General features: G+C 73.8%; 19 protein-coding genes. 10 read left to right on the forward strand and 9 right to left on the reverse strand.

Annotated features, from left to right (window positions below):
- Positions 1 to 192: 192 nt before the first annotated feature.
- Entirely contained in the window at positions 193 to 996 is an 804-nt protein-coding gene (locus tag Sfr03f_RS06580) for an ABC transporter ATP-binding protein (protein ID WP_108952719.1), read from the forward strand.
- Positions 993 to 3,353, forward strand: coding sequence for an ABC transporter permease (locus Sfr03f_RS06585; protein WP_108952720.1), 2,361 nt, complete (start codon positions 993 to 995; stop codon positions 3,351 to 3,353). Before Sfr03f_RS06580 ends, Sfr03f_RS06585 begins: the two co-directional genes overlap by 4 nt.
- Before the next feature lie 10 nt (positions 3,354 to 3,363).
- On the opposite strand, the gene Sfr03f_RS06590 is transcribed toward Sfr03f_RS06585, so the two are convergent.
- Positions 3,364 to 3,579: a DUF397 domain-containing protein gene (locus Sfr03f_RS06590; protein ID WP_108952721.1), complete on the reverse strand. Its 216-nt coding sequence runs from the start codon at positions 3,577 to 3,579 to the stop codon at positions 3,364 to 3,366.
- Entirely contained in the window at positions 3,576 to 4,403 is an 828-nt protein-coding gene (locus tag Sfr03f_RS06595) for a helix-turn-helix domain-containing protein (RefSeq protein WP_108953494.1), read from the reverse strand. The genes Sfr03f_RS06590 and Sfr03f_RS06595 overlap by 4 nt, the downstream gene beginning before the upstream one ends.
- Before the next feature lie 178 nt (positions 4,404 to 4,581).
- Here Sfr03f_RS06595 and Sfr03f_RS06600 point away from each other — a divergent pair, with 178 nt between their 5' ends.
- The gene (locus tag Sfr03f_RS06600) at positions 4,582 to 5,001 is read left to right on the forward strand and encodes an ATP-binding protein (RefSeq protein WP_108952722.1); all 420 of its coding nucleotides are present in this window, start codon (positions 4,582 to 4,584) and stop codon (positions 4,999 to 5,001) included.
- Positions 5,002 to 5,013: 12 nt separating this feature from the next.
- Here the strand turns inward: Sfr03f_RS06600 and Sfr03f_RS06605 are convergent, their stop codons facing one another.
- Positions 5,014 to 5,595 (reverse strand): TetR/AcrR family transcriptional regulator, encoded by a 582-nt coding sequence (locus Sfr03f_RS06605; protein WP_108952723.1) that lies wholly within the window; start codon positions 5,593 to 5,595, stop codon positions 5,014 to 5,016.
- A 91-nt stretch (positions 5,596 to 5,686) separates the two neighbouring features.
- On the opposite strand from Sfr03f_RS06605, the gene Sfr03f_RS06610 reads away from it, so the two are divergent.
- A complete protein-coding gene (locus Sfr03f_RS06610; RefSeq protein ID WP_108952724.1) occupies positions 5,687 to 6,868 on the forward strand; it encodes an FAD-dependent monooxygenase in 1,182 nt (393 codons plus the stop codon).
- A 156-nt stretch (positions 6,869 to 7,024) separates the two neighbouring features.
- Here Sfr03f_RS06610 and Sfr03f_RS06615 read toward each other — a convergent pair whose 3' ends face one another.
- A complete protein-coding gene (locus Sfr03f_RS06615) occupies positions 7,025 to 7,633 on the reverse strand; it encodes a hypothetical protein (RefSeq protein WP_108952725.1) in 609 nt (202 codons plus the stop codon).
- A 628-nt stretch (positions 7,634 to 8,261) separates the two neighbouring features.
- On the opposite strand from Sfr03f_RS06615, the gene Sfr03f_RS06620 reads away from it, so the two are divergent.
- Complete coding sequence (locus tag Sfr03f_RS06620; protein ID WP_108952726.1) at positions 8,262 to 10,151, forward strand: DUF2075 domain-containing protein; 1,890 nt, start codon at positions 8,262 to 8,264, stop codon at positions 10,149 to 10,151.
- A 54-nt stretch (positions 10,152 to 10,205) separates the two neighbouring features.
- Here Sfr03f_RS06620 and Sfr03f_RS06625 read toward each other — a convergent pair whose 3' ends face one another.
- From Sfr03f_RS06625 to Sfr03f_RS06635, 3 genes are all read right to left on the reverse strand, one after another.
- The gene (locus Sfr03f_RS06625; RefSeq protein WP_108952727.1) at positions 10,206 to 10,583 is read right to left on the reverse strand and encodes an STAS domain-containing protein; all 378 of its coding nucleotides are present in this window, start codon (positions 10,581 to 10,583) and stop codon (positions 10,206 to 10,208) included.
- 132 nt (positions 10,584 to 10,715) lie between these two features.
- Positions 10,716 to 11,666: a sensor histidine kinase gene (locus Sfr03f_RS06630; protein ID WP_108952728.1), complete on the reverse strand. Its 951-nt coding sequence runs from the start codon at positions 11,664 to 11,666 to the stop codon at positions 10,716 to 10,718.
- The gene (locus Sfr03f_RS06635; RefSeq protein WP_108952729.1) at positions 11,663 to 12,448 is read right to left on the reverse strand and encodes an MEDS domain-containing protein; all 786 of its coding nucleotides are present in this window, start codon (positions 12,446 to 12,448) and stop codon (positions 11,663 to 11,665) included. Before Sfr03f_RS06635 ends, Sfr03f_RS06630 begins: the two co-directional genes overlap by 4 nt.
- 302 nt (positions 12,449 to 12,750) lie before the next feature.
- On the opposite strand from Sfr03f_RS06635, the gene Sfr03f_RS06640 reads away from it, so the two are divergent.
- Both Sfr03f_RS06640 and Sfr03f_RS06645 read left to right on the forward strand, forming a co-directional pair.
- Positions 12,751 to 14,073, forward strand: a complete 1,323-nt coding sequence (locus tag Sfr03f_RS06640) for a S8 family serine peptidase (RefSeq protein WP_108953495.1) — start codon at positions 12,751 to 12,753, stop codon at positions 14,071 to 14,073.
- Positions 14,070 to 14,318 (forward strand): hypothetical protein, encoded by a 249-nt coding sequence (locus Sfr03f_RS06645; RefSeq protein ID WP_108952730.1) that lies wholly within the window; start codon positions 14,070 to 14,072, stop codon positions 14,316 to 14,318. Before Sfr03f_RS06640 ends, Sfr03f_RS06645 begins: the two co-directional genes overlap by 4 nt.
- A 182-nt stretch (positions 14,319 to 14,500) precedes the next feature.
- Here Sfr03f_RS06645 and Sfr03f_RS06650 read toward each other — a convergent pair whose 3' ends face one another.
- The gene (locus Sfr03f_RS06650) at positions 14,501 to 15,934 is read right to left on the reverse strand and encodes an MFS transporter (protein WP_108953496.1); all 1,434 of its coding nucleotides are present in this window, start codon (positions 15,932 to 15,934) and stop codon (positions 14,501 to 14,503) included.
- 245 nt (positions 15,935 to 16,179) lie between these two features.
- Here Sfr03f_RS06650 and Sfr03f_RS06655 point away from each other — a divergent pair, with 245 nt between their 5' ends.
- The 3 genes from Sfr03f_RS06655 to Sfr03f_RS06665 all read left to right on the forward strand — a co-directional run bounded on the left by Sfr03f_RS06655 (position 16,180) and on the right by Sfr03f_RS06665 (position 19,566).
- Positions 16,180 to 17,427 carry a geranylgeranyl reductase family protein gene (locus Sfr03f_RS06655; protein WP_218028126.1) on the forward strand — a complete coding sequence of 416 codons (1,248 nt, stop codon included), beginning with the start codon at positions 16,180 to 16,182 and terminating at the stop codon, positions 17,425 to 17,427.
- A 116-nt stretch (positions 17,428 to 17,543) separates the two neighbouring features.
- Positions 17,544 to 19,022, forward strand: coding sequence for an AlkA N-terminal domain-containing protein (locus tag Sfr03f_RS06660; protein ID WP_281262821.1), 1,479 nt, complete (start codon positions 17,544 to 17,546; stop codon positions 19,020 to 19,022).
- Positions 19,023 to 19,044: 22 nt separating this feature from the next.
- A complete protein-coding gene (locus Sfr03f_RS06665; RefSeq protein WP_108952733.1) occupies positions 19,045 to 19,566 on the forward strand; it encodes a methylated-DNA--[protein]-cysteine S-methyltransferase in 522 nt (173 codons plus the stop codon).
- Positions 19,567 to 19,702: 136 nt separating this feature from the next.
- Here Sfr03f_RS06665 and Sfr03f_RS06670 read toward each other — a convergent pair whose 3' ends face one another.
- The gene (locus tag Sfr03f_RS06670) at positions 19,703 to 20,458 is read right to left on the reverse strand and encodes an SIR2 family NAD-dependent protein deacylase (protein WP_108952734.1); all 756 of its coding nucleotides are present in this window, start codon (positions 20,456 to 20,458) and stop codon (positions 19,703 to 19,705) included.
- Positions 20,459 to 20,466: the final 8 nt, after the last annotated feature.

Raw genomic sequence — 20,466 nt, forward strand, 5'->3', positions numbered from 1 at the left:
CATCCTCCCTCCGGCCGCCGCCCGCGCACCGGCGTCCGCCCGACGACTACGCCTCGGGGAGGAGGCGGGCGGACGTCGTCCCCGCGGACCACCGGAAATGCTCCGGCCGGCGGACGCGCCCCCGTCCGCACCGCACCTAGCGTCCGGCGGGTCGCAACGACGGCACGACGAGGACGCAACGAGGGAGTCGCCATGACCGCGCCGGTGATCGAACTGCGAGAGGTGAGCCGCAGGTACGGCGAGGGGCCGCCCGCCCTGGACGCCGTGTCGCTCACCGTGCGGGCGGGGGAGGCGGTGGCGGTCGTCGGCCCGTCCGGCAGCGGCAAGTCCACGCTGCTCAACCTGGTCGCCGGGCTGGACCGCCCGGACGGCGGGAGCGTCACCGTGGACGGGGTGCGCGTCGACGGGCTCGGCGAGGCGGCCGCGGCACGCCACCGGCGGGACAGGATCGGCATGGTGTTCCAGTTCTTCAACCTGCTCGACGACCTGACCGTCACCGACAACGTCGTCCTGCCCGCCCAACTCGCAGGGATGGCGCGGCCGGAGGCCTTCCGCCGGGCCAAGGAACTGCTGGAGGTGCTCGGCGTGGACCGTCACGCCGACGCCCTGCCGGGCCGGTTGTCCGGCGGCGAGCGACAACGCGTCGCGGTGGCGCGGGCGTTGATGAACCGGCCGCCACTGCTGCTGGCCGACGAGCCGACCGGCGCGCTGGACAGCGCCTCCGGGCAGGAGGTCGCGGGCCTGCTCGCCCAGCTCCACGCCGAGGGGCAGACCGTCGTCGTGGTCACCCACGACCTCGCGCTGGCCCGGGCCTGCACCACGCGCACGGTCCGGCTCGTCGACGGCCGGGTCGCCGCCGACGGGGCGACCGAGGGAACCGGCGGGACGACCGAGGGAACCGACGGGGCGGCCGCCGGCGCCGGGGCCGACGGAGCCACCACGGCAGCGCGGGCAGACGGCTCCGGCAGCGGCTCGGCCGTGGAGCGGACCCGATGAGCGCGCTGAGCCGGGTGGTGCGCTCGGGCGTGGGACGCCGCAGGGTGCCGGGCGTCGTGATCGGCCTCGCCACCATGATGGCGGTGGCCGCCTCCCTCCTCGGCGGGACGCTCCTGGCGGCCTCCGGCGCGCCGTTCGACGACGCCTTCCGCCGCGCACACGGGGCACACCTGTCGGTCCAGTTCGACGCGGCGCGCGTCGACGCCGGGCAGGTGCGGGCGTCCGCGCGGGCCGCGGACGCCGTCGCCTTCGCCGGACCGTTCCGCACGGCGACCGTCACCCCGCGGACGGACGACGGGACACCGGGCTGGCCGATGACCGTGGCCGGCCGCGCCCGGCCGGGCGGCGGAGCCGACCGCGTCACGCTGACGAACGGCAGGTGGGTCGCCCGCCCCGGCGAGATCGTGCTGTCCGCCGACTCCGCGCTCCTCCCGGTCCTCGGGATGCGGCTCGACTTCCCCGGGCTGCCGGACGGGCCGGAAGTGGAGGTGGTCGGCGTGGCCCGGTCGGTGACCGGGACCGCCGACGCCTGGGTGGTCCCCGCCCAGATGCAGGCCCTCACCGGCGGCGGCGCCGGTGGCTACCAGATGCACTACCGGTTCGCCGACGCCGACACCGGGGCCGGCACCGAGGCGCGCATCGCCGCCGGCCGCAGGGCGGTGACCGCGGGGGCGGGCGCGGGGGCGGTGACCGGCGAGCGGTCCTGGCTGACCGTCAGGAAGGCCGTCGAGCGCGACACGGCGCTCTACGTCCCGTTCCTCCTCGCCTTCGGCCTGCTGGGGCTGGTGATGTCCGTCCTGGTCGTCGGCAACGTGGTCGCCGCCGCCGTCGGCACGGCGACCCGCCGGATCGGCATCCTCAAGGCCGTCGGGTTCACCCCCTCCCAGGTGGTGCGGGCGTACGTGGCGCAGGCCCTGGCGCCCGCGGCCGTGGGCACGCTGCTGGGAGTGCTCGTCGGCCACCTGCTCGCCGTGCCGGTGCTGGCCGAGACCGCGGAGGTGCACGGCGGCACGGCGCTCGCCGTCACCCCCTGGATCGACGCGGTGGTGATCGGCGGGGCGCTCGGCCTGGTGGCGGTGACCGCCTGGGCGGGCGCGTGGCGGGCCGGACGGCTGCGCACCGTCGACGCGCTCGCCCTGGGGGGCGCCGCACGGCCCGGGCGCGGACGGGCGGTCGCACAGCTGGCCGGGCGGCTGCCGCTGACGCGGCCGGTCACCCTCGGCCTGGCCCGGCCCTTCGCCCGGCCCGGGCGCGCACTGGCGATGGGCACGGCGATCGTGTTCGGCAGCGCCGCCGTCACCTTCACCCTCGGTCTCGGCGCGTCGCTGGGGAAGGTGCTGGAGGCCAAGGCCCACGACGTCGCCGACGTCGTCGTGGAGGCGCCACCTGCCGAGCTCGGCCCGCACGGCCCGAAGCCGCGCGAGGAGCCCGTCGCCGACCCCGCCGACGTCGCCGCGGTCGTCGCGGCGCGACCCGGCACCGCCCGGCACTACTCCAGCGTGAAGGCGCGGGCCACCGTGGCGGGTACGGCCGGGGTGACCGAAGTGGTCGCCTTCACCGGGGACGCCTCGTGGGGCGGCTACACGATGGTCGACGGCCGCTGGATCGCGGGACCCGGCGAAGCCGTCGTCCCCACCGGCTTCCTCAGCACCACGGGCACCCGGCTCGGGGACACGGTCACCCTGAACGGCCTGGGCGAGCCGGTCACGGTGCGCGTCGTGGGGGAGGTCCTGGACACCCGCAACGACGGCATGGAGGTCTTCACCGACGCCGCGACCCTCACCGGCGCGCCGCTCGACCCGGCGGAGACCACGCAGCACATCGAGGTGACCTCCGGCACGGACGCCGCCTCCTACGCCGCGCAGCTGGACGAGGCCCTCGCCCCGCTGGGCGTCACCGCACGGGCGGACGGGGACGACCGGGACAGCTCCATGGCCCTCACCCTGGGCGCGCTGTCCGCGACGCTCACCCTGATGCTGGTCCTGGTCGCCGGTCTCGGCGTCCTCAACGGCGTCGTCCTGGACACGCGGGAACGCGTCCGCGAGCTCGGGGTCTACAAGGCGCTGGGCATGACACCCCGCCAGACGATCACGACGGTCGTCGCGTCCGTCCTCGTGACGGGACTGGCCGCCGGCGGTGTCGGAGTGCCGCTGGGCCTCCGGCTGCACGGGGCGATCGTCCCCGCCATGGGCCGCGGCGCGGGACTGCGCCTGCCCGCCTCGGTCCTCGACGTGTACGCCGCGCCGCAGCTCGCCGCGCTCGGGCTGGGCGGGCTGGTCATCGCCGTCCTCGGGGCGCTGCTGCCGGCGGGCTGGGCCGCCCGGGCGCGGACGGCGGTCGCCCTCCGCGCGGAGTAGGGCGGCCCCCTCAGGGGCGGCGTTCCCCCACGTACGAGGTGAACGCCGCCCACCGGGCCCCGGGGAAGGCCAGCACCGGCCCCTCGGGCCTCTTCGAGTCCCGTACCCGCACGGCCCCCGCGCCCACGGCGACCTCCACGCAGTCGCCGCCCCCCGACCCGCTGTAGCTGCTCCTGCGCCACGCGGGCCGGCCCGCGCCGGGGCCAGGGTCCTGCTCACCAGTCATGCCGCGCCCTCCCCTGCAAGTCTCCGGAGCAGGCGCGCGGACTCCTCCGGGGTCAGCGCCTGCGAGCGCAGCTTCCCATACCGCGCGTCGAAGGCGCTGACCCGCGAAGGGTCCGTCACCACCGACCCGACCTCCTGCGACTCCACGTAGCCGACCCGGCGGTGCTCCGCCGTCTCCAGCACGACGAAGCCGCCGTCGAGCCCCGGATGGAACCCCTGCACCGCGGGCATCACCTGCACGTCGACGTTGCGCAGCCCGGCCACCTCGGTGAGGCGGTGCAGTTGCTCCCGCATCACCTCGGGCGCCGCCACGGGGTTGGTGAGGGCGGTCTCCCCGATCACGAACGACAGCTCGACGATGGGGGAGCGCGTCAGCAACCGCTGGCGCGCCAGGCGTGCTTCGGTGTGCAGCTCGATCACCTCGTCCTCCAGCGCGGGGCAGTGGGCGGAGAACAGGGCCCGGGCGTAGGCCTCGGTCTGCAGGAGCCCGGGCACCAGCAGCGGGTCGTACGAGGAGCGGCACACGGCGTCGCACTCGAGGGAGGCGAAGTCCCGGAAGAACGGCGGTAGTTTTGCCCGGTCCACGTCGTCCTGGAGGACCCGCAGCGCCCCCTCCGCGCCGAGGACCCGTTCCGCCGCGTCCGTGAAGGCCCCCTTCGCCGGACGCCGCCCCCGCTCGACCGAGGCGACCTGTTCCAGCGAGTACCCGATCGCCTCCGCGAGCCCCTGCTGGGTGAGCCCCGCACGCTCGCGGTACAGCCGCACCAGCTTCCCGTACGCGCCCCACACCGCGGGGCGTTCGTCGTCCCGTGTACGCGTGCTCATCACACACCTGCCCGCCGCGGTCGCCGTGCCCCCGTCGTCCTCAACGACCCGCGGGCCGGTCGGTTCCGGAGCCCGGCCCGTACCGGACCCGTACCGACCGCCGCGGCGCCCGTACAGCGCCGGACGGTACCGGCCGGCGACCTGGTCCGGCCGGTCCGCGCGGCGACACGGTGACGCCATGGAACCGACCCCGACCCCGACCACGTCTGCGGACCCGCGGTTCACGCTCCGCCTCAGCGGCACCCCCCGCGGCGCACGCCTCGCCCGCCACCTCGCCGCGCAGCAACTCGCGGCCTGGGGCGTCCCGTACGGCAGCGACGCGTCCGACGCCGTCTGCCTCGTGACGGCGGAGCTCGCGGCGAACGCCGTCACGCACGGGCTGGTGCCCGGCCGGGACTTCCGGCTGTCACTGCTCCGGCTCCCCGGGCGCGTGCGCGTCGAGGTGACCGACGCGCGTCCCGAACGCCTGCCGCCGACGGTCCCGCAGGCCGGGGCGGGACGAGGGCTCCTCCTGGTGGCTGCCTGCGCCGACCGGTGGGGACACGAGGTGCGTGACGTCTGCGCCAAGACGGTGTGGGCCGAGGTTCCCTGCCCGTGACGCGGCCCCCGGTCAGTCGCCGAACATCCCCCGCAGCAGCTCCCGCACCCCCGCGCGCAGGGCGTCCGGGCCCGGCAGATCGGCGTGGAACGACCCGGCCGCGCAGGAGAACATCACGCCGTCGGCCCAGGCCACCAGCGACAGCGCCTGCCGGGCCGGATCGGGCGAGCCGAGGCCGGCCACCAGCGCGGTGGCCGCCTCCCGGAACCGCGCGCCGGCCGCGTCGAAGTGGGCGCGCAGCTCCGGCCGGCGGGTCGCCTCCAGCGCCAGCTCGTAACGCGCGATCAGCAGGTCGCGGTTGCCCGTCAGGGAGCGGTGGACGGCGAGCGCCAGGGCGTCGACCAGCTGGTCCCGGCCGCCGCGGGGGTCCGGCATCTCCGCCACGGCGAGGACCTGCGCCTCCCGCTCGGCCAGCCGCAGGACCGCCAGCTCCAGCAGCGCCAGGCGGGTCCGGGCGACGTTCGAGGTGGAGCCGTGCGGCAGCCCGGCCGCCTCGTCCACCGCCCGGTGGGTCAGTCCGCGCATGCCGCGCCCGGCGAGCAGGGCGAGAGCGGTGTCGGCGACGAGGACGGAACGGGAGGTCGGTGCTGGCATGCCCCCAACCTACCGTCGGTACTACGGCCGTAGTATCTTCGGCTCCACGGACACTACGGGTGTAGTGCCCGGCTCCGGAGGAGGAGACGCCATGTCAGCCGTGCCCCGCCCCTCGTGGTCATCGCAGGTCGTCGTCGTGGGAGGCGGCATCGGGGGCCTGACCGCGGCCGTCGCGCTCCGGCAGGCCGGGCGGGAGGTCGTCGTCCTGGAACGCGCGCCGTCTCTGGAACCGGTCGGCGCCGCCATCTCCCTCGCCCCCAACGCCCTGCGCGCGCTGGACGTGCTGGGCGTCGGGGACGAGGTCCGCTCCCGGGCCGCCCGGGTGAGGGAGGGCGGGATGCGCACCCCGTCCGGGCGGTGGCTCGCGCGGACGGACGCGGCCGGGATCACCGAGCGCTTCGGCGACCCGCTGCTCCTGCTGCCCCGCTCCACGCTGGTCGACGTCCTCACCGCCCGCCTCCCCGCAGGCGCCGTCCGCACCGGCTGCCGGGCCGCCGTCGCCGACCCGGGAGACCACGGGCGGCCGGCCAGGGTCACCACCCCGGACGGGGAGCTCGCCGCCGGTCTGGTGGTCGGCGCCGACGGCATCCACTCGCCGGCCCGCGGCGTCCTCTTCCCCGAGCACCCCGGCGTCGTGTACTCCGGCTTCACCACCTGGCGGGTCATGGTCCCGGCACCCGCCGTGGAGATCGTCTCGCACGAGACCTGGGGGCCCGGGCGGCTGTGGGGCACGCACCGCCTCACGGACGGAAGGATCTACGCGTACGCCGCGGCCATGACCCCGGCGGGCGGGAAGGCGGCCGACGACGAGAAGGCCGAGCTGCTGCGCCTGTTCGGCCACTGGCACGAGCCGGTCCCGTCCGTCCTCGCCGCGATCCGGCCGCAGGACGTCCTGCGGCACGACGTCCACCACGTCGCCCCGCCGCTGCCCGCCTACCACCGGGGGAGGGTCGCCCTGGTCGGCGACGCGGCGCACGCCATGCCGCCGACGCTGGGACAGGGCGGCAACCAGGCGATCGAGGACGCCGTCGTCCTCGCCCACCACGCCGAGGACCTGCCCGCCTACACCGCGGCCCGACTGCCCCGGACGTCGGCGCTGGTGACCAGGTCGGTCCGCACCTCACGGCTCGGCATGACCCGCAACCGGCCCGCCGCCGCCCTGCGCAACGCCGCGGTCGCCGCCCTCTCGCGCACCGGCCCCGCCTTCTTCCTGCGCGGCCTCGACGGCATCGCCGACTGGCGGCCCCCGCAGAGTGAGCGACGGACCGAATAGCCCCCATGGGGCTGCTTCGCGAGGTCATCGAGCGGAACGGTGCTTCGGTGTTCGTGCGTCGTTTCCCGACGGTTGCCCGGGCCGCTCAGGGGCCGACCGGGTCCGGCGCATGCGTTCCCGGCGTTCTCCCAGGCCGAGAACGCATGCGCCGGCGCATCAGATGGTCGGGGTGTCGTCAACAACCGGCTTGTGAATCTCGACGACCGGCTTCCACCCCGTGGAGAACTCGATGAAGTCCGCACGGGTGGGGTAGGTGTCGATCGCGCGACGGTCACGCTTGGGGCTGTCGCTCGCCTTGCGTCCCCGGGGCATCTGCTCCTCGAAGATGTCGACCTTCACGTCGGGAACCTCCTTGAGGCCCTGGCGCCAGATCTGAACGACGTCGGCACCGAACGCCTGCCGGACCGCAGCGTAGAGGGCCGTGAGAGCGCCCTTGTCCCCGCCGGGAACAAAAAGCGCCAGGTCCAGCACGACACCGGCGGACTGGAGGACCTCGATGGTCACCGGGCCGTTCTCGTCGGCCACGTAGATTCCGGCTTCGTTCTCGTCGTCGGGAAGGCAGCAGACCTCTTCCTGGAATACGGTCCTCGCCGTGATCGAACCGCCCTCGAAAGCCTCACCGGGCTTGGTCAGAAAAGCAGGGACATAGCAGTCGGGAAGCTTGAGTTCCGCCGTGTCGGCGGAAACGAAGAGCTTGTCCTTCACGCCGAGCTTCGTCACCTCTTCCAGCGAGAGGCGGCGAGCGGCGATCTTCTCCGTGTTCACGATTTCCCTTTCAGGTTGCACTGTCCCTCCGGACGAGGACGCTACCACGAAACCCCGAGGTCAACTGCCCGGTGATCTCTGGGTAGATGACCCCCGGCGGCCTGCGCGGGAGGAGGTCGGAGCGAGTGCCACCCGGTAGGGAACAGCTTACGGTGGATATCGCCCATACCGCCTTCGGGAAGGCGGCGGCGGGGTAAGGCAGACCATTCGTCGTGCGTCTCGAAGAGCGCAGCGGAAATCCACCGGATCGTTCGACACCCAGCAACGGAGTCCCCCGCCTGCGACATCTGGATGGAGCGCGAACCGGAAGTCGCGTACCACCGCGACTTCTTCGTGCGCGGCTTCGACGGCATCGCCGACTGTCGCCCGCCGCAGGGCGGTCGCCGGGCCACCGGCAGCGTGAACCGACCGGCCGTGCGGAGAACGCCCTGCCCTTCAGCGCGCCTCCGCGAGCAGCACCACTTCTCCTTCGGGCTCCCGCCGTGGGCACCGGTGCCGCGTCCGGGACCGCCGGGTACCCTCGACGCATCGTCAACGCGGCCCGACGGGCTTCCGCTCCGCTCCGGCGGGGTCTCGAAGGACACGCCCCCACCCGCACGAGTCTCTTCGTGCTGCCCTGGGGAAGTCCTTGCTGTTCCGCGCGTCCGCGAAAACCGTTGCCGCCATGTCGCTCGACGGCTCCTTGTTCCTGCACCTCACCGACCAGTTCGCCCACGCCCACGGCTACCGTCCCGGCGCCTCGGAGGCGCGCTCCTGGGAGCGCAGCATCCCCGTCCTGGCCGCCGCGCTCAACGACGCGGGCCTGGGCGACGTCGAGGTCATGCTGGAGTACGCGCTCCCGCTGAACAGCAGGCGCGCCGACGCCGTACTCGCCGGGGTGCACCCCGTGACCGGGGAACCGTCGTACGTCGTCGTGGAGTTGAAGCAGTGGAGCCAGGCCGAGCCCCACGAGGACGACCCGGCGCTGTGTCACGTCGACGCGTACGCGCGACCCGTCCTCAACCCGATCGAGCAGGTCCGCCGCTACTGCGAGTACCTCGTCAACTTCAACGGCGCCCTCGCCGAGGCGCCGGAGCGGATCACCGGAGTGGCGTTCCTGCACAACGCCACCGAGTTCGGAGCGAGCGGCCTGCGCGCCGTCGAGTCCGACGACCGGGGCCTGCTCTTCACCGGTGAACGTCGGGGCGAGTTCATCGACCACCTCCGCTCGCGCCTCAGCACCACGCACCCCGGCGCCCGGGCCGCGGACGACCTGCTCGCTGGAAGGACGGTCCCTTCACGCCAGTTGATGGCGGTGGCCGCGCAGGAGGTGCGTGAGCGCGAGCAGTTCGTGCTGCTGGACGAGCAGCAGGTCGCCTACCGCCTCGTCCTCAACGCGGTCCGCCGGGCGAAGCAGTCGGACCACAAGGAGGTCGTGGTCGTCACCGGCGGCCCCGGCACGGGCAAGAGCGTCATCGCGCTCTCCCTCCTCGGCGAGCTGTACCGGCAGGGCGTCCCCGCCCTGCACGCCACCGGGTCGCAGTCGTTCACCAAGACGATGCGCAAGGTCGCAGGCGCGCGCAAGCGGGAGGTCCAGGACCTCTTCAAGTACTTCAACAGCTTCATGACCGCCGAGAAGAACACCCTCGACGTCCTCCTGTGCGACGAGGCCCACCGCATCCGCGAGACCTCCGCCAACCGCTACACCCCCGCCGCCCACCGCACCGGCCGCCCGCAGATCGACGAACTGATCGACGTCGCCCGGGTGCCCGTCTTCCTCCTCGACGAGCACCAGGTGGTCCGCCCCGGGGAGACGGGCACCGTCGCCGACATCCAGGAGGCCGCTGCCCGCAAGGGACTGACCTGCCACGTCGTCTCCCTGGACAGCCAGTTCCGGTGCGGCGGCAGTGACGCCTACCTGCGCTGGGTGGTGCGGCTCCTCGGCCTGGAGCCGGGCGGCCCGGTCGTCTGGGAACCCGACGACCGGATGCGTCTGCTGGTCGCCGACAGCCCGCAGGAGATGGAGGACTTCCTCGAGGCCCGCCGCGCCGAGGGCTACGGCGCCCGGATGTCCGCCGGCTACTGCTGGCGCTGGTCCCCGGAACCCAGGCCGGGCGACCCGCTCCCCGCCGACGTGGTGATCGGGGACTGGGCCCGCCCCTGGAACCTGCGCGGCGACCGCTCCGTCTCCGGCGCGCCCCCGGCCGCCCTGTGGGCCACCGACCCCGCCGGCTTCGGGCAGGTCGGCTGCGTCTACACCGCGCAGGGCTTCGAGTACGACTGGTCCGGCGTCATCATCGGCCCCGACCTGCTCTGGCGCGGCGACCGCTGGATCACCGACCGCACGGCCTCCAAGGACCCGGTCTTCACGAAGGCACCCTCCGACGCCGACGTGGACCGCCTGATCCGCAACACCTACAAGGTCCTGCTGACCCGAGGCATGGTCGGCACCGTCGTGTACTCCACCGACCCGGAGACCCGGGAGAAGCTGCGCGAACTGGCGGGCGCCCTCCCTGAGCGGGAACCCACCGTGCTCTGAACGGGTTGGTGGACCACCGCCCGTCGCGCGACGGCCCTGACGCCCCGGTGCCGCTCAGACGCGGTCGGAGACCCCGGGAGCCGCGGCGGGTTCGCGGGCGTCGGAGACGGAGAGGGCGGCCGGCACGGTGGGGAAGAGGGGGATCACCGTCTCGAGGCCGAGCATGTGCCATATCTGCTGGTAGTGGCTGTTGAAGGCGGCAAGGTACAGCGTGCCGGAGCGGGCCTGCGTCGTGCGTGACAGCGTGATCAGCATGGTGACGCCGGAGGAGTCGAGGTACTCCGTCCCGGAGGCGTCCACCACCAGGGTGGTCAAGCCGCGCTGCACCAGGTCCTCGCACTGCGCGCCGACGGCGGAGGCGTTGTCGAAGTCCACCTGCTGCGGCAGCCGCACGACCGCCGTGTTCTCGCCCTGCACCTGCACGGTCAGCATGAGGTACCCGGTACTCCCGTCTCTTCCCGACATCCACTGTCACGCCCCACCGGGCATGGTCCTACGTCTTCCCGCCGGGCCGCCGCCACACCTCCTGTCACACGGTCGGACGACGGACCGGAAAGTATGAGGTCACGGCAGCTCGGTGTGGAGGCGCACCGTGGTGCCCTCGTCCGGCGAGGAGCGGATCTCGACGAGATCCGTGAGCTGGTGGACGAGCCACAGCCCGCGGCCACCGTTCTGGCGGGCGTTCGGCCGCAACCGCCCGGTCAGCGGGTTCTCGATGTACCCGGCGTCCCGGAACTCGCACACGAGGCGGTCGTCCTCGCTCCAGGTGCGCAGCACCCCCTGGCCGCCGCCGTGCCGGATGCTGTTGGTCGCCACCTCCGTCGCGGCCAGGTGCAGCTCGCGAAGCCGCGAACCGCTCAGACCGTGCTCCTCGGCGCAGGCGGTGATCTTCCCCCGCAGGGCGAGCAGGTCACCGCTGGTGTAGGCGAACTCCTCGTACGGATCGCACGGGCGGGTCAGCGGAACGAAGGGGTACGACGCCTGCGCGTCGTAGTCCTCGCAGGGCGTCGTCCTGCCGTCCCTGCGCATCTCGGGATGGCACCGGGCCATGTCCCGCAGGCCGCTCTCGTCGTGGGCGACGTCGTAGGGGCACAGCAGCCACCAGGCCGGGCCCTGCGCGAAGGCCTTGTTGAGCAGCCACTCGTGGTAGTGCAGCTCCGCGGCCTCGGCGGGGCTGCGGACCTGGGCCCAGGGGGATTCGCCGATCCCGCGGACCGGCCGTCCCTCCTCGACGTGTCTTTGGATCCATCCCTGCCAGGAGTCGATGAGCCGGCCCGGACGGCGCGCCACCCGGCTCGTGTCGACGTAGCGCACGGCCTCGTCCTCGCGGATCTCCGCGCGCAGCAGGGACGCCTTGTCCTCCGGGACGGCCACCACGACGGCCTCGCCGCCCTCGAGCGCGTCCTCGATGAAACCCAGTGTGCCCTGGACGAACTCGTCCCCTCCGGCGTACGGGTAGAGCTCGTGCCGATAACCGCCCGGCGTGGTGGTGGTCTGCTGGAGGGAGGTGGTCATGGCGCCATCACCACCGGAATGTCGGGGACCGCGAAGCCGGACAGCTTCCAGGCTAGTCGCACGGTCTCGTTCGCCCCTTCCAGGATCACCTTCCGCTCCGGAAGGTGCCGGGCCGCGTCGGCCAGGGCCCTCATCCCGGCGGCGTCGAAGAACTCCAGGGCGTGACAGCGCAGACGCACCGTCGCCGCGTGCGCCAGGAGGGTGCACAGGACGGTGCCGAAGAGCAGCGCGCCGTCGCTGTCGACGATCCCGTCCACCGCCCATCCCTTCCGGCCCGCCCGATACACCCGGAATGCCGTTGACGCTGGACGGCTGCCCAGATGGTGGGGGTGCACGCACGCGATCTGGTCGAGCGTGGAGGGATCCCAGTCCGCGCCGCTGTAGGCACAGACCACCAGGGCCCCGGTGTCGGCCGCGAACTCCTCGAGCTCCAGTTCGCTGCGCAGCAGATCACCCGCCGGCTTCGCGGGGGAGGCGGGCCGGACGTGGTGCAGCACCCGGAGCGAGCGGAAACCCTCACGGCCGGCGTTGGCGGCCTCGCGGCGCACCGCGGCGAGCAGGGAGACGTCCAGCCGGGCCGGGTCGAGGACGAGCTGCGCGAACTCGCTCCCGCGGGGCTGGAGGCCGGGACCGACGATCAGCACCTTGTCACCGTGCAGCGCCCCGTCCGCGACGAAGGCCCTGCTGCGGTCGATGACGTCCTCGGTGCGGTCCAGCACCTGGCAGACGTGGTCACCTGTGTCGACCTCGTCCAGGGTCGTCAGGGTGCGCGGCGCTCTCACTGCTCCTCCCTCGGTTCCGCGTCTCACTCTACTGACATCCGCGCCGCCGCACGCGCGGCCCGTCCGGGGGCCGGGCGTGCGGGAGCACGGTCCCCGCGCGGGCGGGTGCGGCAGCCCCGCCCGGAGCGCCTTGCCTGGTCCCCGGGACAGGAGGATCGTGGAAGAGGGGCCGACGGTTGGGCCGGAACACGGCAACCGCGCCGTCGCGTGGCGGACCCGCCAGGACCCGAACACGATCCCGAGCCTTGCCGCACGAACGGCGCACATCCGCACATCGGACAGCGCACGAAGTGGAGAAGGCGATGAACGGGCCTGTGAGCGGACCCTTCGGAGGACAGCCGGAGCGGGCCGAAGCACGAGGGAACGAGCCGACGTACACCGGCCGCTACGTGGTCCTGCTGGACCAGGCCGAGGCGCGCCAGGGCATGGAGGGCCTGCGTTCCGCGGTCGGCGTGCAGAGCGTGGAGACGGTGTCGGGAGCGGACCCGGGCGAGGCCACGGAGGTGCTGGCGGCGTCCGGCGCCTCGGTGCTCTTCGACAACCTCGGGGTCGCCGTCGTCGACACCGACCCCGACCAGCGGCATGCGCTGGTGACCGCCGCCGAGACCAGTTCCTCGGTCGTCGCGGCGGAGCCCGAGCGGTACGTGTACGCGCTGATGATCACCGAGGCGGAACGCACGGTGACGCACTCCTACCCGGCCTACCGCAGCGACGACGACCAGATCGCCCGCCAGGCCAGGGCGGAGGTGACCGCGCACCGCGGCCCCACCTGGGACGAGACGACCTGCACCTGGGGTCTGCAGGCCATCCGGGCCAACTTCTCCACCCTGACCGGACGCGACGTCAAGGTCTGCGTCCTGGACACCGGGGTGGACACCGGCCACCCGGACCTCGCCGGCTGCCTGGAGGAGACCGCGTCCTTCGTCGAGGGCGAGGCCGTCGAGGACGGCAACGGCCACGGCACGCACTGCATCGGCACCGTCGCCGGCCCGGCCGACCCGGCGGACGCGCCCCGCTACGGCGTCGCCGGTGACGCCCGCGTGCTGGCGGGCAAGGTGCTCAGCAACCGCGGATCCGGGACCGACGGCCAGATCCTGGCCGGGATGTCCTGGGCCGTGTCGCAGGGCGCGAAGGTGATCTCCATGTCGCTCGGAGCGTCCGTCGAGCCCGGCGAGCTCTTCCCGCAGACCTACGAGCAGGTCGCCAGGCGCGCCCTGCGCCTGGGCACCGTGATGGTCGCGGCCGCCGGGAACGAGAGCAGGCGCCCAGGAGTGGTCAGGCCGGTCGGACGGCCCGCGAACTGCCCCTCGATCCTCGCCGTCGCCGCGCTGAACAAGGACCTGGCCACCGCGTTCTTCTCCTGCGGCGCGATCAACGGGGAAGGCGGCGAGGTGAACGTCGCCGCACCGGGTGTCGGCATCTTCTCGGCCGCGCCCGGCAGCTCCTACCAGTCGCTGATGGGCACCAGCATGGCCACGCCGCACGTCGCCGGCGCCCTGGCGCTGTACGCCGAGGCGGACCCGGAGATGGCGGCGGACGCCCTGCGCGACCGGATGCTGGCCGGGGCCTACCCGCTGCCGCAGCTCGCCGAGGACGTCGGATCCGGGCTGCTCCAGGTCCCGTGAGCGAGCCGGACGCGCCCAGGACCGTCGGGGTCGTCCTGGCGGTCGACCCCGACCGGTTCGACGAGGTCGTGGAGGCCCTGCGGCGGGCCGGGCTGCGCGTGACGGCCGAACAGCCGCTGCTCGGCTCCCTGTCGGGGACCCTGTCGGAGGACCGGCTCCCCGCACTGGCCGCCGTCGACGGCGTGCTGGCGGTCGACCGCGACCGCACCGTCACCCTCCCGGAGCCCGGCTCGCCCCTGCAGTGACCGCCGCACGACGCACACTGCACGGCGCACGACGCACGACGCACGACGGCGGCGCCCGCCCCTGCTCGGGAGAGGGGCGGGCGCCGCCGTGCGGTGCGGGCCCGGCCTTGGTGCGGGCCGGACGTGGTGCCGTTCGGACCGTGGCGTGGGTCAGGCCGCGTGGTGTCGGGCCGCGTGGGCGGTCAGACGGTGGTGGAGGAGGCGGCCGCGGGGGCCGCTTCGCCCGCCCGGCCGTCGGCCTCCGGGGCCTCGGCCTCGTCCAGGGCGACGTCCTTGGTCTCCTTGCCGAGGAGCAGCGCGATCAGCGTCAGCACGCCCATGGCGGAGAGGTAGACACCCACCAGCCACGGCGAGCCGTCACCGGCCTCCCACAGGGCGACGGCGATGAACGGGGCGACCGCAGCCCCGAGGATCGAGCTCACGTTGTAGGAGATGCCGGAGCCGGTGTAGCGCACGCTGGTCGGGAACAGCTCGGGCAGCAGCGCGCCCATCGGGCCGAAGGTCATGCCCATCAGCGTGAAGCCCAGCACCAGCCACAGCACCACGCCCAGGGTGCCCAGACCGATCAGCGGGACCCAGACCAGACCGAAGACGACGATGCAGGCCGTCACGCCGATCAGCGTGCGACGCCGCCCGTACTTGTCGGCCAGCGGGCCGGAGACCAGCGTGAAGACGGCGAAGAAGAGCACGCCGAAGATCAGCATCAGCACGAAGGTGGTGTAGCCGTACCCGAGGCCCGGGACGGCGGCGTCCGTCGGGGTGCGGCCGAAGCTCAGCGAGAAGGTCGTCATCAGGTAGAAGAGGACGTACGTCGCCAGCATGAAGAAGGTGCCCAGCACCAGTTGCTTCCAGTGGCCCCGGAAGACGGTGGCCAGCGGCAGCTTGCGGACCAGGCCGGCCTCGCGGGTGCGGGTGAACACGGGGGCCTCGACCAGCCGCATCCGCACCCACAGGCCGATCGCGACCATCACCGCGGAGAACAGGAACGGGATCCGCCAGCCCCAGTCGAGGAACGCCTCGGAGGGCTGCGAGGGGTCGGCTCCGGCCGCGGACGGCAGCAGCGCGCCGATGACGAGGAAGAGACCGTTGCCGATGATGAAGCCCAGCGGGGCGCCCAGCTGCGGGAAGGTGCCGAAGAGGGCGCGCTTGCCCTTGGGGGCGTTCTCGGTGGCGATCAGCGCGGCGCCGCTCCACTCGCCGCCCAGCGCGAAGCCCTGCGCCAGCCGCATCACCACGAGGAGCGCGGTGGCGACCCAGCCGGCCTGCGCGTAGGTCGGCAGCACACCGATCAGGAAGGTCGCGATGCCCATGGTGAGCAGCGAGGCCACCAGGGTCCCCTTGCGGCCGAGCCGGTCGCCGAGGTGACCGAAGACCATCGCGCCGATCGGGCGGGCCACCATCGCCGCGCCGAAGACGGCGAAGGAGGAGAGCAGCGCGGTCGTCGGGTCGTCGCTCGGGAAGAAGAGCGTGGGGAACACCAGGACGGCGGCCGTGGCGTAGATGTAGAAGTCGTAGAACTCGATCGTGGTGCCGATGAGGCTGGCCACGAGGACGCGCGACCGCGGGTTGACCGGTGTCGGCGCGGAGCCTGTGGATGCGGGTGCTGGTTCGGTCATGTCGTTCACGGGTCTTTCGCACGAGGGGAAGGCCGCCGGCGCCGTCGTCGGCGGCCCGCGCGACGGAACGCGTCGTTCCGGAAGAAGGACGTGTACCGCGCTGTCCAGGCACGATCTCATGATCGTCTCACTTCCCGGCAAAGATGTCTCGCTCCGTGAGACGCCGGGGTCGCGGCCGGACCAGTGACGGAAGGACCGCCACGGGGCCCTTCGGCCGTCACGCGGCGGGATGGGAGGATGAGCCCGTGACTCTCCCGACCTCCGTGGACGTCCTCGTCGTCGGCGCCGGCCCGGCCGGTTCCTCGGCCGCCGCCTGGCTGGCCCGCGCCGGCAAGGACGTCCTGCTCACCGACGCGGCGACCTTCCCCCGTGACAAGACCTGCGGCGACGGCCTCACCCCGCGGGCCGTCGCCGAGCTGGTCCGGCTCGGGCTGGAGGACTGGCTGCGCACCCACACCGTCAACCAGGGCCTGCGCGCGCACGGCTTCGGACAGACGCTGCTGCTGCGCTGGCCCGGCGGCTCCCTGCCCGACTGGGGCTCCGCCGTCCCGCGCACCGAGCTCGACGACCACCTGCGCACGGTGGCCATGAAGAGCGGCGCGGCGGCCCAGGACGGCGTCCGCGCGCTGGACGCCGTAATGGAGGGCGGGCGCGTCCGCGGCGTGCGGTTCCGGGTCGGCAAGGGGGACGACGCGCCGGTCGAGACGGTGCTCTGCCGCCGCCTGGTCGTCGCCGACGGTGTGCGCTCGCCGCTGGGCAAGGCCCTCGGCCGCGAGTGGCACCGCGACACCGTGTACGGCGTGGCGGGCCGCTCCTACGTCGCCTCCGACCGCTCCGACGACCCGTGGATCAGCAGCCACCTCGAACTGCGCGACGAGAACGGCGCGGCCCTCGCCGGCTACGGGTGGATCTTCCCCCTCGGCAACGGCGAGGTGAACCTGGGCGCCGGCACCCTCGCCACCGCGAAGCGGCCGGCCGACGTGGCCATCAAGCCGCTGATGCGCCACTACGCCGAGCAGTGCCGGGAGGACTTCGCCCTGCGCGGCGAACTGCGCGCCCAGACCTCCGCCCTGCTGCCGATGGGCGGCGCGGTCTCCGGCGTCGCCGGACCCAACTGGGCGCTGATCGGCGACGCCGCCGGCTGCGTCAACCCGCTCAACGGCGAGGGCATCGACTACGGCCTGGAGACCGGCAGGCTGGTCGCCGGGATCATGGAGGAGCACGACGACCTGTCCGTGGTCTGGCCCGAGGTCCTGCGCGGCCACTACGGCGAGGCGTTCTCCGTCGCCCGCCGCCTGGCCGGCCTGGTGACCGTGCCGCGCCTGCTGCCGGCCCTCGGCCCGGTGGGCATGCGCTCCCAGCTGCTGATGCGGCTCGCCCTGCGGTGGATGGGCAACCTGGTCACCGACGAGGACCGCGACGCGGCGGGCCGCGTCTGGCGCTGGGCGGGGCGCCGTTCGATTTCCCTGGACCACCGCAAGCCGTTCGCGTAGGCCTGTCCGCCGGACAGGCACCGGCCCGGGGCGGCGGCGGTGCCGGCCGTCCCCCGATCGAGGGCCATGTCGGATTTCTGCCAGCCCCGCCCCTTGCGATGCCGGATGCTGGAGGCATGCGGAACGGAATGCATCTGGACGTGGAGCACTGTGTGCGGGCCGTGCGGTCGAGGGACGCGCGGTTCGACGGGTGGTTCTTCACGGCCGTGCTCAGCACCGGGATCTACTGCCGGCCGAGCTGCCCGGCCATGACGCCCAAGCCCGAGAACATGGTCTTCCACCCCAGCGCGGCCGCCTGCCAGCAGGCCGGCTTCCGCGCCTGCAAGCGCTGCCGGCCCGACACCACGCCCGGATCGCCGGAGTGGAACGAGCGGGACGACGTCGTCGCGCGGGCCATGCGGCTGATCGCCGACGGCGTGGTGGACCGCGAGGGAGTGCCGGGACTGGCCTCCCGGCTCGGGTACAGCACGCGGCAGATCGAACGGCAGCTGCTGGCCACGCTCGGCGCGGGCCCGCTGGCCCTGGCGCGGGCTCAGCGGGCCCAGACCGCCCGGATGCTGATCGAGACGACCGCGCTGAACATGGCGGACGTCGCCTTCGCCGCCGGCTTCTCCTCGGTGCGCAGCTTCAACGAGACCGTGCGCGAGGTGTACGCCCTCACCCCGGGGCAGCTGCGGGACAAGGCCGCCCCCGCCGAGGGCGCGACCGGCGGCACCCTGTCGCTGCGGCTGCCGTTCCGCGCGCCGCTCAACCCGGACAACCTCTTCGGCCACCTCGCCGCCACCGCCGTGCCCGGCGTGGAGGAGTGGCGGGACGGCGCCTACCGCCGCACGCTGCGGCTGCCGCACGGGCACGGCGTGGTCTCCCTCGCCCCGAGGCCGGACCACGTCGCCTGCCGGCTCACCCTGACCGACCTGCGCGACCTCACGGTCGCCATCAGCCGCTGCCGCCGCCTGCTGGACCTCGACGCCGACCCCGTCGCCGTCGACGACCAGTTGCGCGCCGACCCGGTGCTGCAGCCCTACGTCGACAAGGCGCCCGGGCGGCGGGTGCCCCGCACGGTGGACGAGGCCGAGTTCGCGGTCCGGGCGGTGCTGGGGCAGCAGGTGTCCACCGCGGCGGCCCGCACGCACGCCGCCCGGCTGGTGGCCGCGCACGGGGAGGGCGTCGACGACCCCGAGGGCGGGCTCACCCACCTCTTCCCGTCGCCCGAGGCGCTGGCCGCCCTCGACCCCGAGTCGCTCGCCATGCCGCGCAGCCGGCGCGGGACCCTGACCACCCTGGTGGGACGGCTGGCCGACGGGACGCTCAGGCTCGGCGTGGAGAGCGACTGGCCCGAGACGCGGGCGCGGCTGCTGGAACTGCCGGGCTTCGGGCCCTGGACGGTCGACGTCATCGCGATGCGGGCGCTCGGCGACCCCGACGCCTTCCTGCCCACCGACCTCGGCATCCGGCGCGCGGCGCGGGAGCTGGGGCTGCCGTCCACCCCCGCCGCGCTCACCGCACGCGCCGAGGCGTGGCGTCCGTGGCGGGCGTACGCGGTGCAGTACCTCTGGGCGACCGAGAGCCACCCGATCAACTTCCTTCCGGTGTGAAGGACTTCGAGGGATGAGAGTGATGAAGCAGCACACTGTGGCGGACAGCCCCTACGGCGACCTGACGCTGGTCGCCGAGGACGGCGTCCTGTGCGGGCTCTACATGACGGAGCACCGGCACCGCCCGCTCGAGGAGACCTTCGGCGCGCGGGTGACCGCCGACGAGGGTCCCTTCCCCGCGGTGGTGGAGCAGCTCGAGGCGTACTTCGCGGGCGAGCTGCGGGAGTTCGACCTGCCGCTGCGGATGAACGGGACCGCCTTCCAGCGGTCCGTGTGGGAGCGGCTGCTGGCCATCCCGTACGGCGAGACGCGCTCCTACGGGCAGCTCGCCGCCGAGCTGGGCAGCCCCGGCGCCTCCCGGGCCGTCGGGCTCGCCAACGGGCGCAACCCGGTGAGCATCATCGTGCCCTGCCACCGGGTGATCGGAGCGGGCGGCTCGCTCACCGGCTACGGCGGCGGCCTGGAACGCAAGCAGCGGCTGCTGGAGTTCGAACGCTCCGGCGCGGGTGCCGCCGAGCCGTCCGCCGCGGGTGTCCTGTTCTGACCGGTTCCGTCGGGCAGCTGTCGACCTTGATCACCTGTACCTGCAACGGCGGCACCAACCAGCAGTCGACCCGGGGCGGTTGAGCCAGCGGTCCGGGCCCGGGCCCTGACGGGGCCCGGCCGCCCGGTCAGGGCGGTCAGGCGGCCAGGTCCCGCAGCAGGCGGGGCAGGGCGGTGCCGATGGGTTCGCGGATCACCTCGTCCGCGAGCTCGTCGTACGGCGTCTCCTCCGCGTTGACGATCACCAGCCGCGCCCCGTGGTCGACGGCAACCCCGGCGAAACCGGCGGCGGGGTGCACCTGGAGGCTGGTGCCCACGGCGACGAAGACCTCGCAGGCCTTGGCGATCGCCAGCGCCTGGCTCAGCACCTCGGTGTCCAGGCGCTCGCCGAACATCACGGTCGTCGGCTTCAGGACACCCCCGCAGGCCGGACAGCGCGGGTCCTCCTCGCCGGCGTCCAGCCGGGCCAGCGCCTCGGACATCGGGCCGCGGGCGTGGCAGCGGACGCAGACGACGGAGCGCACGGAGCCGTGGAGCTCGAGGACCTTGCGGTCCGGCATCCCGGCCTTCTGGTGCAGTCCGTCGATGTTCTGGGTGAGCACCCGGACCGGCACGCCGGACCGCTCCAGCTCGGTCACCGCCCGGTGCGCGGCGTTCGGCTCGGCGTCGAGGAGCCCCGACGTGCGGCGCATCCGCCAGGAACGGCGCCGGATCTCCGGATCGTTCACGTAGTACTCGTAGGTGACCAGCTTCTCCGCGTCCGGGTCCTGCCGCCACACGCCGTTGGGCCCCCGGTAGTCGGGGATGCCGGAGTCGGTGGAGATCCCGGCGCCGCTGAGGACGGCGACCAGCGGCTTGGAGGAACGGCTGGGGGAGGGCGTGGACGTGGTCATGCGCCCGA

The sequence above is a fragment of the Streptomyces fragilis genome (assembly GCF_003112515.1).
Lineage (GTDB): Bacteria > Actinomycetota > Actinomycetes > Streptomycetales > Streptomycetaceae > Streptomyces > Streptomyces fragilis.

What these genes read in the sequence shown, in the direction of transcription:
- Sfr03f_RS06595 (WP_108953494.1), bottom strand. Translation starts at nt 4,403, where the DNA reads ATGAGCACGCGTACACGGGACGACGAACGCCCCGCGGTGTGGGGCGCG.
- Sfr03f_RS06630 (WP_108952728.1), bottom strand. Translation starts at nt 11,666, where the DNA reads ATGACCACCTCCCTCCAGCAGACCACCACCACGCCGGGCGGTTATCGG.
- Sfr03f_RS06590 (WP_108952721.1), bottom strand. Translation starts at nt 3,579, where the DNA reads ATGACTGGTGAGCAGGACCCTGGCCCCGGCGCGGGCCGGCCCGCGTGG.
- Sfr03f_RS06665 (WP_108952733.1), top strand. Translation starts at nt 19,045, where the DNA reads ATGAAGCAGCACACTGTGGCGGACAGCCCCTACGGCGACCTGACGCTG.
- Sfr03f_RS06670 (WP_108952734.1), bottom strand. Translation starts at nt 20,458, where the DNA reads ATGACCACGTCCACGCCCTCCCCCAGCCGTTCCTCCAAGCCGCTGGTC.
- Sfr03f_RS06625 (WP_108952727.1), bottom strand. Translation starts at nt 10,583, where the DNA reads ATGCTGACCGTGCAGGTGCAGGGCGAGAACACGGCGGTCGTGCGGCTG.
- Sfr03f_RS06580 (WP_108952719.1), top strand. Translation starts at nt 193, where the DNA reads ATGACCGCGCCGGTGATCGAACTGCGAGAGGTGAGCCGCAGGTACGGC.
- Sfr03f_RS06640 (WP_108953495.1), top strand. Translation starts at nt 12,751, where the DNA reads ATGAACGGGCCTGTGAGCGGACCCTTCGGAGGACAGCCGGAGCGGGCC.
- Sfr03f_RS06610 (WP_108952724.1), top strand. Translation starts at nt 5,687, where the DNA reads ATGTCAGCCGTGCCCCGCCCCTCGTGGTCATCGCAGGTCGTCGTCGTG.
- Sfr03f_RS06605 (WP_108952723.1), bottom strand. Translation starts at nt 5,595, where the DNA reads ATGCCAGCACCGACCTCCCGTTCCGTCCTCGTCGCCGACACCGCTCTC.
- Sfr03f_RS06660 (WP_281262821.1), top strand. Translation starts at nt 17,544, where the DNA reads ATGCGGAACGGAATGCATCTGGACGTGGAGCACTGTGTGCGGGCCGTG.
- Sfr03f_RS06650 (WP_108953496.1), bottom strand. Translation starts at nt 15,934, where the DNA reads ATGACCGAACCAGCACCCGCATCCACAGGCTCCGCGCCGACACCGGTC.
- Sfr03f_RS06585 (WP_108952720.1), top strand. Translation starts at nt 993, where the DNA reads ATGAGCGCGCTGAGCCGGGTGGTGCGCTCGGGCGTGGGACGCCGCAGG.
- Sfr03f_RS06600 (WP_108952722.1), top strand. Translation starts at nt 4,582, where the DNA reads ATGGAACCGACCCCGACCCCGACCACGTCTGCGGACCCGCGGTTCACG.